This window comes from Ferdinandcohnia sp. GQ5 (assembly GCF_059759275.1).
In genome coordinates this window covers 1-382 of sequence record NZ_JCAXEW010000059.1, presented here as the reverse complement: position 1 = coordinate 382, position 382 = coordinate 1, and the positions used below count along the sequence as shown (strand labels likewise).

The following is a 382-nucleotide window of genomic DNA, read 5'->3' as shown; positions in this document are numbered from 1 at the left end:
ATTTTGCGTCCAGAGAAGACAGATTGCGAGTAGGCACACAAGATAATTTTAAGCATCATGCGTGGATGATAAGCAGGACAACCCTCATTTCGAAGAAATGGTTCGAATGCTTCTTGCGGGATACTTTCAACTAAATGATGGACATGGAAGGCAATATCATTATTTTGTAATTTTACTTCTAAATCTAAAGGCAAAATTAATTGATTCATGTTATAATCTTTAAACATAAGGACACTTCTTTCTGTTTGGATTTTGTGTGGTAACTTAATTTTAACAAAGAATGTCCTTATTTTTTATTTAAAAATAATCAAAGCCTGTGAAATTTTACTCATAGTAAAAATTCACAGGCTTTTTCAGTTCAGAGGAGGGTTTTGTCCCAGCC

Annotated in this window: 1 protein-coding gene; it reads right to left on the bottom strand. The window is 33.2% G+C overall.

All coding sequences use genetic code 11. The annotated features are described in order from the left end of the window. Positions 1–227: transposase (locus AC6CHV_RS26375; protein WP_498079981.1), on the bottom strand; the 227-nt coding region annotated here is incomplete at its 3' end. Positions 228–382: the final 155 nt, after the last annotated feature.